Consider the following 1,910-nt stretch of genomic DNA (forward strand, 5'->3'; position numbering starts at 1 on the left):
TTTTGGAACTTCACCGCGTAGAACCGCGAGGAGGTTCCGCACAGCCTGGAAGCCCATGTCATCCATTGCCTCCCTTGAGAGACCTGCGTGGTGGGGGGTTAATACCGTTTCCCACTCGTACCTGAAGAGTTCATGCTCCTGAACTGGTTCTCTCTCGAAGACGTCGGTGGCGTAGCCCTTGAGTTTGCCCTCCTCGATGGCCTTAACGACGGCTTTCTCGTCCACGAGGGTTCCCCTTCCAATGTTCACCAGGTACTTGCCCTCAAGGAGCTTTATCCGCTCTTCGTTGATTATATGGTAGGTTTCCAGAGTCGCTGGAAGGGCAAGGATAACGATGTCGCTCTCCTTCAGGACGCCCTCAAAGGGTCTGTAAACAGCGCCGACCTCTCTCTCGACCTCTTCTTTCCTCGACCGCGACCAGTAGAGTATCTCCGTTCCGAGAGCCTTCATTCTTCTCGCTATCGCCTTCCCTATAGCCCCCATGCCGAGGATTCCCACCTTCTTGCCGTAGACCGTCTCTATGTCCTTGAAGGCGCTCCATATCATGGCGTGGCTCTCCCATTTCCCTGAACGGATGAGCTTATCGGTGTAGGCTATCTTCCTGAGGAGCGCTATAGTTAAGCCGACTGCAAACTCCGCAACGGCTTCGCTAAGCCAGCCGGAGACCTTGGTAACGTAAATCCCGCGTCTCGTGGCCTCTTCAATGTCAACGTGGTCGTAGCCAGCTGAGTGACAGCTTACCACCTTAAGCTTTTCCGCCCTCTCTATGACTTCCTTCGGTAAGGGGTTCAGGGGCGAAATTATCACGCCGTCAAACTCGCCAATCCGCTCCTTCAGCTCTTCAACACTGGGATAAAGGATGAACTCGACGTCAGCGTACTTCTTGAGCTCTTCAGTCGGTTTGCTCTTCATCTTGAAAAGAACCGCCACCTTTGGCCTCATGTTATCACCTTAAGATGGTTATCGAAACGGAGCTAATAAGGTTTTTGGCGACCGGGAAAACTTAAAAAGCACCTCAGGGGTTTCCCATTAGGTGGTGTCGATGAGCAGGGTTAAGAGAGAACGATGGAGCAAGGAGTTCAGCGAGTGGTACAACGAGCTTATAGAGACAGCTGGAATACAGGACAAGCGCTACCCTGTCAAGGGAATGAACATATGGCTTCCCTACGGCCTTAAAATCATGCGCAACATAGAGAGGTTCATCCACGATGAAATGGCCAGAACAGGCCACGATGAGGTTCTCTTCCCGGCTCTAATCCCCGAGAGCGAGTTCCAGAAGGAGGCCGAGCACATAAAGGGCTTCGAGGATGAGGTTTACTGGATCACCCACGCCGGCCTTGACCCTCTCGATATAAAGCTCATCCTCAGGCCGACGAGCGAGACGGCTATGTACTCCATGTTCTCCCTCTGGATAAGGTCGCACGCGGATTTGCCCTTCAAGATCTACCAGATAGTGAACGTTTACAGGTACGAGACCAAGCACACGAGGCCCTTAATCCGCGTCAGGGAGATAAGCAGGTTTTTCGAAGCCCACACCGCCCACGACAGCTACGAAGATGCCGAGAGGCAGATAAGGGAAGACCTTGAGATATTCGACAGGCTTGCGAAGTTCCTTGCCCTGCCATACATAGTCTCAAAGAGGCCCAAGTGGGACAAGTTCCCCGGAGCCTACTACTCCCTTGGAGCAGAGGTCATGATGCCGGACGGAAGGACGCTCCAGATAGGGACGATGCACAATTACCGCCAGAACTTCGCAAAGGCCTACAACATACAGTACGAGACTGAGACGGGAGAGCACGAATACGTCCACCAGACGACCTTCGGGATGAGCGAGAGACTTCTCGCAGCGGTCATAGGAGTGCACGGCGACGACAACGGCATCGTCCTCCCCCCGACAATAGCCCCTATAC

General features: G+C 53.6%; 2 protein-coding genes. One reads left to right on the plus strand and one right to left on the minus strand.

From position 1 onward, the window contains the following. The coding region (locus tag MVD07_RS06340; protein ID WP_297499785.1) for an NAD(P)-dependent oxidoreductase at window positions 1-942 on the minus strand (942 nt) is incomplete at its 3' end. Window positions 943-1,042: 100 nt separating this feature from the next. Here MVD07_RS06340 and MVD07_RS06345 point away from each other — a divergent pair. Further along, window positions 1,043-1,910, plus strand: an 868-nt coding sequence (locus tag MVD07_RS06345) for an aminoacyl--tRNA ligase-related protein (protein WP_366078475.1), incomplete at its 3' end; no start/stop codon positions are given.

Origin of the sequence: Thermococcus sp. (genome assembly GCF_027008145.1) — an archaeon.
Lineage (GTDB): Archaea > Methanobacteriota_B > Thermococci > Thermococcales > Thermococcaceae > Thermococcus.